Here is a 6,791-nt window from a genome sequence, read left to right as displayed (position 1 = left end):
CGGAAATTACCGGACGAATTCTAAAGTAATAAGCTCTCAATCAAACTTATATTAATGCTAAGTAAATGCCCTTACGGACTAGTAACCGTAAGGGCTTTCTAGTTTCTAAGGTAAGGGAAAGAGGGATATCTATGACCCAACGTAAAACACGTAACAAGAAAGCAGAACCGGAAACAGGACCAGAGACAGGAACAACTAACCATTTCGCTAACTTAGTAAAACAGGGGGAAGCAGACAAACTAGGCTCAAAATCAGTAGGTAAGGTGCAATACGAAATTGCCCTCCATGATGAAGAAAAGCAACTCTACTTTCGAATAGCAGGGCAGACAGGAGGCGCAGGATTACACTCTAAACAGTGGATACCCATAACTAGCCTGTTCGCACTCATCGAATCTCAACAGGATAGGGCGTGGAAAAGCCAGATATATAGGACTCTGTATTCTTCTGGCTCAGCAAACAATCAGGGATTCTGCGCTTCAATATGCCGAGCATTAGGGTTAGCCCAGAAAGCAGAGGGATCAATGTATCTACACGTAAAAGGAGAGAAATACGACAAGGTCAAAGCGGATCTAATGAAGTTGGTTAAGCTTTAAGATCACCATGATCCAAATGCTAAGTAAGCTGTACAAGAGAGAAATCATACTCTAGTAGCAATACTAGGATCAGGAATATATCTAGTATCGTAGCGCACTAACTCGGAAATATTCGCCACTCTAAACCGATGCAATTGACCTGAGCTAGTCGCAAGCAAGTACCAGATACCTGCATCATTCAACAATCGGTAGCAATGCATCTCATCGTAATGCTGACCTTCACAAGTAAAGGCAACAATGAGCTTCAATTGGATCGCCTCGATCAAAATCTCGAACTCACAAGCAAAATCATCGATAGCTTCCACCCATGGATTTCGGAATAAGAATGGTGGGGTAGAACCGCTGTTTAAGATACCAGTAGATAGGTAATCCCGACCAGAGAACAGAGATTTCAAACCCATATTTGAAAGCAGTAACAAAAACGAATGACTGTTCAATCTGCCCAAAAGCTTAGGATCAAGGTAATAGCAACCATCATCATGCTCGATAGGTAAGTAGTTCAATCGTTCGGTGAAGTCTCGCCGAATAGTCCTTTCAGATACTCCAAACTCACGACATAGCTCATCGGAATACAGCTTCTCGCCAGTATTCAGGCGAGTCAGTATCAAGCCTAATCGTCTAGCTAATCGGTCGTGTTTTCCCTTCTCTTTCGCTCTACGCAATTCTGATTTCTCACCGTAACTCAATGCATGGCGAGATTATTTACAACATAAATTCATAAGGTTAGCGAAGTTGTCATAGCTTCCATAACCACTAAACAAACCTAATAAAAGGAAAACCAATGAAAAAGGTAACAACACTTCTCATCGCACTAATCGTATCAGCCTCATCCATTCAGGTAATGGCACAAGGGGGCGGTGGTGGTAGCCGAGGCGGAAGCCCATCACTAACAAAAGAGCAGTTAGAAAAACACTGGAATGGCAAAGCGGCTCCACAATCTACACCAATCGCAGGGATCTTGGCTCATTGGACTGCTGACGTATGCGGGACTCTAAATGGTCAGGTTTCCGATGAGTCAAAATGTTCCATGAATTCACCGAAGATGTCTCAAGAGGCATCTAAGTAAAGGAGAAGAACAATGCCAAAGAAAAGGAAAGCCAGCGTCTACCCTGAGCCAATCTCAACGCCTAAAACCAGAAAGGATACGGGTTTCCGAGTTGCTAAGGTCGGCGCTGCCATTGGCGCTAGGTTCGGCGTCGCAGGTATCATTTCTGGTGGGGTACTCGGTTTCATCGCTGGGGTAATAGTCGATGAAGTGCTAGAAGACTAGCTAGAACTAAAGCAGAGAGTGAGGAACTCTGCTTTTTTTGGGGTAGCACGACAGCGACGACAGCCGCCGCCGTCGCGGAAAATTGGCAAACTACTTTCGACTGCTATCAATTCGGAAGAACTGAACAGCACTCTTTCCCGTGCTCGGCTTTTTTTTGTTCGTTTCTATTGAATCTTCGTATTCTTTCAGTGCGCATTCAAAGCTCTGTTTTTCTTCTAATTCTTGGTAGGCAAGTTGTTTACATTCCTCTTTTAGTTCCGCAAGCTGCTCATCTGAATACATGGAGAAGGTCTTATTTTTCTTAAGCTCTCGCACCTTATTGTTGTATATGGCTGAAGTTCTTTCCTGGAGCTTTGCTGAATATCGTATGATATCTAAGCGAAACGGTAGCTTGCTTGATTCTACTTCTATCCCTGCTTTCTCCAAATCTTTCACTTTGCTTTCTACCGCGCTCATGAAGTCCACTGCAGATATGCTGAAAATTTTACATATCGCACTTATGTGGAAGATATTTACGACCACATCAGCATTCTCAATCTTGGAGTAGGCTGCTTTAGTCATATGGAGTTCTTGAGCGACAAGATGTTGCGAGTAAGTGCAATCAGAAAAGATCTTTTCTACATCTCTACCATGAAGAACAAACTCAGGGCCATAAACCCTTAATTCCCTGATTAGTGATGAGCACACACTAGACCAAGTAGTTAAATTCGATAGTTTAATTTTTTCCATCATTGCGACCTATTCAACACCTCAAGTTCACTAATATTAGCACCTAATTAATGTATCTCAAAACCCATCCATGTAAAAAAGTATCCAAAAAGTTGATATTTTTCGTTGACTATAAAAAAGTATCGATTATGATGAGCACATAAAAAGTCAACTAAAAGGAGACTTTTTGTAATTGCTCTTTAAAAATTTGGTAAAGGTCTAGCGTTTACGTCCGTGGTCAGTGTGAGTTGTTGTAATCAACAAATAGGGGGCTAGCAGAGATGCTAAGTGAAGTAAGAGCTGAGGAGCTGTTCCGCTCAGGAATGGTTCTAGCGAAAGCGAAACACATCTCAGCATGTAAACCGATAAGGAATCGGATCAAAGCCGAACGGTTGGAGGATTGGTTAAACCAATACAAATCCTTCGAACCTCCATCAGACTTCCTCACTACAAAGCTGGAAGAACTGGTAGGAGATATGGATGTTCTTGGTGGCAGCGACGACAGAGCGTACATAGAAAGCTGTGTTCGTCGCTATCATCGAGGCATACCGATACATATCGGTCGATTGATGAAATACCAACGGAGCTTAGAAACTGGTGAGGCGAATCTCCAGCATCTAATAAGTATGGGACTTCTCAGCATTGATGATGAGAACCGCATACAGGTGATGGGTGACCCTGCCTTTTTTCTCTCAGGTCCAGAGCTAACACTCTGGCCGAGGAGTCCAGATGGCACGTTGGTGATAGAAAGAAGAAAACTGAAAACGATCAACGTAGAACTCGCCCAGCGAATGTACATGGCAATGATGTACGTTCGGTATAGAAATGTATTGCGGTTCAATGTTGATTTCCGAGGTAAGCATCATGAATGGCCTAACCCATTCGGCTCCTCAACAGGTAGAGAAGCACCAAAGGGCGCTTCGTTCAACTATCTGTCAAAGCCAATTCGCAACCATCTGCTCTATCCCAAAAAGGGAAAACAGATATTTGTGCTGGATTACTGTTCTCAGGAACCAGCATCACTCGCGGCATTGGCTGGCGACCATGCACTATGGTCTGCCTACCAAAACGGAGACTTGTACCTAGAGTTGCAATCACGCTCTAAGGTTTTCACTGAGTTAGATAGAGTACGTTTCAAGCGTCTGTGTATCGCACACCTGTACGGTATCACATCGCGTGGCATAGCTAAAAAGTTCAGTGTCAGCCCGACAGTGGCGGCAATCTGGGATCGGGAACTACGCATCATATTCAAGAAGGTCGATGCGTATCTCGATGACAAAGTGAGGGAGGCGGTGAAACAAGGTTTCGCAGAAGTTTACGGATTTCGAAGAACCGTCGCCGCAGACACGAGAGCTACAACAATCCGAAATTTCTACGTTCAGGCGGTATGCAGTCACATGCTCCGCCAGCTCTGCATCAAGCTAGAGACAATGAACGTACCACTCATTTTCGCTATTCACGACTGCGTAGGCATCCAGACCCAAGCTACTGACTCAGAGGCATTCTCCTTAGTTGAAAAGACTATGGCGGATGTTTCCGAGGAGGTGCTAGGAGAAGGATACCGCCTACGTTGTGATTGCGAATATCACGAAACAAATAACCATTAATTAATAATCAGGAGATTTAACCATGCTAGTAAGAGTAAAAAGTAAGCAAGTAGCTAAGACACTGTTTGACCAGATTTTTCCATTGGTTGTAGGCAATACTAAGGAAGCGTTAAAGGACTGCGACGGCAGCTTGAGTGATGCTTTGACCGATGCTGTCAAAAAGACAGCCAACTGCATGATTGCTAATGATGAACAATCGCCAACTTTCATCATAGCTAGTGGAGCAGTGAACTACAGTGTTCCACTAGAAAGTAAGCAGTTTTCTGGCTTCATCTTTAGCGTCGCCAAAGCAGTTGGTGCAAAAGGACTTTTGGATACGGACGTAAAAAAAGTAATCAATGCGATGAGCTTGTGCGCTTCTATTGATGCTCATGAGGTCAGCGTTAGCTCCTACAACGAATACTTAGATGGTTCTGATCCGACTCAAGGCGTTGTGCTGAACACTAATGAAATAGATGGTAAAGCGTTAGTGTTGAGTAATGGTGAAATATCAGAAGTTGATGCACCCACTGGTATCACGTTCAAATATGCGCCTCAAAATGGTGGTCTGAAGTACGATGCTCACCATGTTGTTGATGACAGTATTGCAGACACTTTGATGCAACTATTCAGTAACCTTAGCAAGAATCAGTTTTGGCTAATCATGGCATATGTGACCTACATCGTTTCTCACCCGAGAGCTAACGGACTGACATTTCCTATTTTGTATCTACATGGCAATGCTGGTACTGGTAAGACAACCGTGGCACGGCTGATTACAAAGCTATTAGGTTTAGGCGAAAACACAGTGAAAGGCCAGCCAAAAGACGGCCGAGATTTAGTTGCGATAGTATCTAAAAACTATGTGATGTGTTTCGATAACTGCGGTGGAATTAGCGATCGCATGTCTAACTTGTTATGTAGTGTTGCTACAGGAGGCACGATGGATGATCGTCGCCTTCATACTAATACGGATATTGTTGACACTCGCTTCCACCAACCTCTGATAATGACCGCAATTTCATTTCCCAAGCAATATGATCTATGCACTAGAGCTTTGTTTGTTAAAGCTGGCAAGCCAAAGGTCGTGTATGCAAGTGATACGGAAATATTCCGGAAGTTAGACCCAGTACTGCCGCAAGCTCAAACTTGGTTGTTGGAAATAGCTGCAAAGGCTATGACATTAATGGATCAGGTTCAGCCTATTGCAAAGCACCGAGCAGCTGATTTCAACACTTGGTTGGCTGCTTTTGAAAAAGCAGCGGGCATAAAAGACCAGTCGGTTCAGCAATATGTAAACAAGGCGCAGGAAAATGCGTTGAATCAACAGGTAGTAGAACACGATGAGTTTCTAGCGAGTATCGTGAATGTAGTTCAACAGCGTAAGCAGTTTTCTGGTGGTCCTACTGAGGTTCATAAGGCGCTAATGAGTGCGATATTGGCCGGAATGCGTCGTCTACCTCGTAACTGGCCTCAAAATGCTTCAGCATTGACAGGCAAACTTAACCGCATAAAGGAACAGCTAGCAAAGCAGGGTATTGAGGTGCTTTCTGGTGGTACACGAGGTACGAACGGACGAAAACTGACGCTACGAGTAATGGACACTGCTGCTGTTGTGGCTACTCCAGAAACAGTACCAGAACAACCGGAAACCGAAGTAACAGCACCTAGTATGGAGGCTGTTCCAAGCGTTGAAAGCCCAGAGCCTATGGTTGAACCAACCCAAGAGAACTACTACGTTGAAGAGCTACCCGAGATCGATGAAGGCGAGCTACTAGGAGAAATAGAGTTGTTTGACGAGGAGAATATGGGCGTTCTGGTGGAAGAGTGCGAAGAGTCTGAATTTAAGCTGGGCGGAGCACCTGACTGGTCCCAAATGTCTCAGGAAGAAGTCGATGCGGAAGTATCTGACTTCCTTGGCTGAACACCCTTTTTCCCCACTTTTCAGCCTTGCGCAATCTAGTCGTCCAACAGGGCGACATACCATTTCGATATTAATACAGAGTATCTTAGAGATGGTTGAAGGTCATCTCTAGGAGCTATTTTTAAAGAGGACTAAACCATGATGAACACAGAACAGAACCCAGTAATTCCAGCAGAAATAGTGGTCGATATGACTTTTGTAGGTGAGCTGATTAAAGACGTTAGCCGTAAGAGCGAAAGCCTTAACATCGACATCTCCCCAAGTATTGAAGCGGTTTGCTCATTTGAGTTTGATGGCAGTGCCTCTGGTATAGTCATTGATACTGGCAAGCATTTTCAACCAACCCAATATGACTTGCACCACGTCATATATACATACTTGACCACTACGGGAGACAATAACATTATTCAGTTACATAGTGTTGTTGACTGGAAAGGAGTTGAACCTAAGACATTTAGTTGTGAGTTTGATGTAGCAACGTCGAAAGGAATACCCTCATCGGTGTACGAGGCTTACGCATATTTAAGTGCATCTTCCACACTTTCTAAAGGTGAGATGATAGAAATATTTGGTGGAGCGACATGCTGCTTGGCTGCCCTTACGTTTTATGACTACTTTTGTGAAGTTGAGAAGCCGAAAGAAGATTTTTACTTTAGTGCTATCGATGCAATTTTAAATGATTTGGAGGCAAGTGGCATATCAGTCGCATA

General features: G+C 43.9%; 8 protein-coding genes. 6 read left to right on the top strand and 2 right to left on the bottom strand.

Annotated elements, in window-relative coordinates:
* Positions 1-131: 131 nt before the first annotated feature.
* Positions 132-593 (top strand): hypothetical protein, encoded by a 462-nt coding sequence (locus tag OH458_RS21700; protein ID WP_269979822.1) that lies wholly within the window; start codon positions 132-134, stop codon positions 591-593.
* A 44-nt stretch (positions 594-637) separates the two neighbouring features.
* Here OH458_RS21700 and OH458_RS21695 read toward each other — a convergent pair whose 3' ends face one another.
* Positions 638-1,255, bottom strand: a complete 618-nt coding sequence (locus tag OH458_RS21695; RefSeq protein WP_269979821.1) for a DeoR family transcriptional regulator — start codon at positions 1,253-1,255, stop codon at positions 638-640.
* 119 nt (positions 1,256-1,374) lie between these two features.
* Between OH458_RS21695 and OH458_RS21690 the strand changes: the two genes are divergently transcribed.
* Complete coding sequence (locus tag OH458_RS21690) at positions 1,375-1,659, top strand: hypothetical protein (RefSeq protein WP_269979820.1); 285 nt, start codon at positions 1,375-1,377, stop codon at positions 1,657-1,659.
* A 12-nt stretch (positions 1,660-1,671) separates the two neighbouring features.
* Positions 1,672-1,863 (top strand): hypothetical protein, encoded by a 192-nt coding sequence (locus tag OH458_RS21685; RefSeq protein ID WP_269979819.1) that lies wholly within the window; start codon positions 1,672-1,674, stop codon positions 1,861-1,863.
* A 90-nt stretch (positions 1,864-1,953) separates the two neighbouring features.
* Here the strand turns inward: OH458_RS21685 and OH458_RS21680 are convergent, their stop codons facing one another.
* Entirely contained in the window at positions 1,954-2,592 is a 639-nt protein-coding gene (locus tag OH458_RS21680; protein ID WP_269979818.1) for a helix-turn-helix domain-containing protein, read from the bottom strand.
* Positions 2,593-2,852: 260 nt separating this feature from the next.
* Between OH458_RS21680 and OH458_RS21675 the strand changes: the two genes are divergently transcribed.
* From OH458_RS21675 to OH458_RS21665, 3 genes are all read left to right on the top strand, one after another.
* Entirely contained in the window at positions 2,853-4,178 is a 1,326-nt protein-coding gene (locus tag OH458_RS21675; RefSeq protein WP_269979817.1) for a DNA polymerase, read from the top strand.
* Between the two features lie 22 nt (positions 4,179-4,200).
* Positions 4,201-6,081, top strand: coding sequence for a hypothetical protein (locus OH458_RS21670; protein ID WP_269979816.1), 1,881 nt, complete (start codon positions 4,201-4,203; stop codon positions 6,079-6,081).
* A gap of 138 nt (positions 6,082-6,219) precedes the next feature.
* On the top strand, positions 6,220-6,791 hold a 572-nt coding region (locus OH458_RS21665; RefSeq protein WP_269979815.1), incomplete at its 3' end, for a hypothetical protein.

Origin of the sequence: Vibrio sp. MarTm2, assembly GCF_027587055.1 — a bacterium.
GTDB classification, from domain to species: domain Bacteria; phylum Pseudomonadota; class Gammaproteobacteria; order Enterobacterales; family Vibrionaceae; genus Vibrio; species Vibrio sinaloensis_D.
This window is presented reverse-complemented; position numbering and strand designations above follow the sequence as displayed.

Bases quoted from the DNA above. Each gene is read 5' to 3' on its own strand.
- OH458_RS21700 (WP_269979822.1), top strand. From the start codon at position 132: ATGACCCAACGTAAAACACGTAACAAGAAAGCAGAACCGGAAACAGGA.
- OH458_RS21690 (WP_269979820.1), top strand. From the start codon at position 1,375: ATGAAAAAGGTAACAACACTTCTCATCGCACTAATCGTATCAGCCTCA.
- OH458_RS21685 (WP_269979819.1), top strand. From the start codon at position 1,672: ATGCCAAAGAAAAGGAAAGCCAGCGTCTACCCTGAGCCAATCTCAACG.
- OH458_RS21680 (WP_269979818.1), bottom strand. From the start codon at position 2,592: ATGGAAAAAATTAAACTATCGAATTTAACTACTTGGTCTAGTGTGTGC.
- OH458_RS21675 (WP_269979817.1), top strand. From the start codon at position 2,853: ATGCTAAGTGAAGTAAGAGCTGAGGAGCTGTTCCGCTCAGGAATGGTT.
- OH458_RS21670 (WP_269979816.1), top strand. From the start codon at position 4,201: ATGCTAGTAAGAGTAAAAAGTAAGCAAGTAGCTAAGACACTGTTTGAC.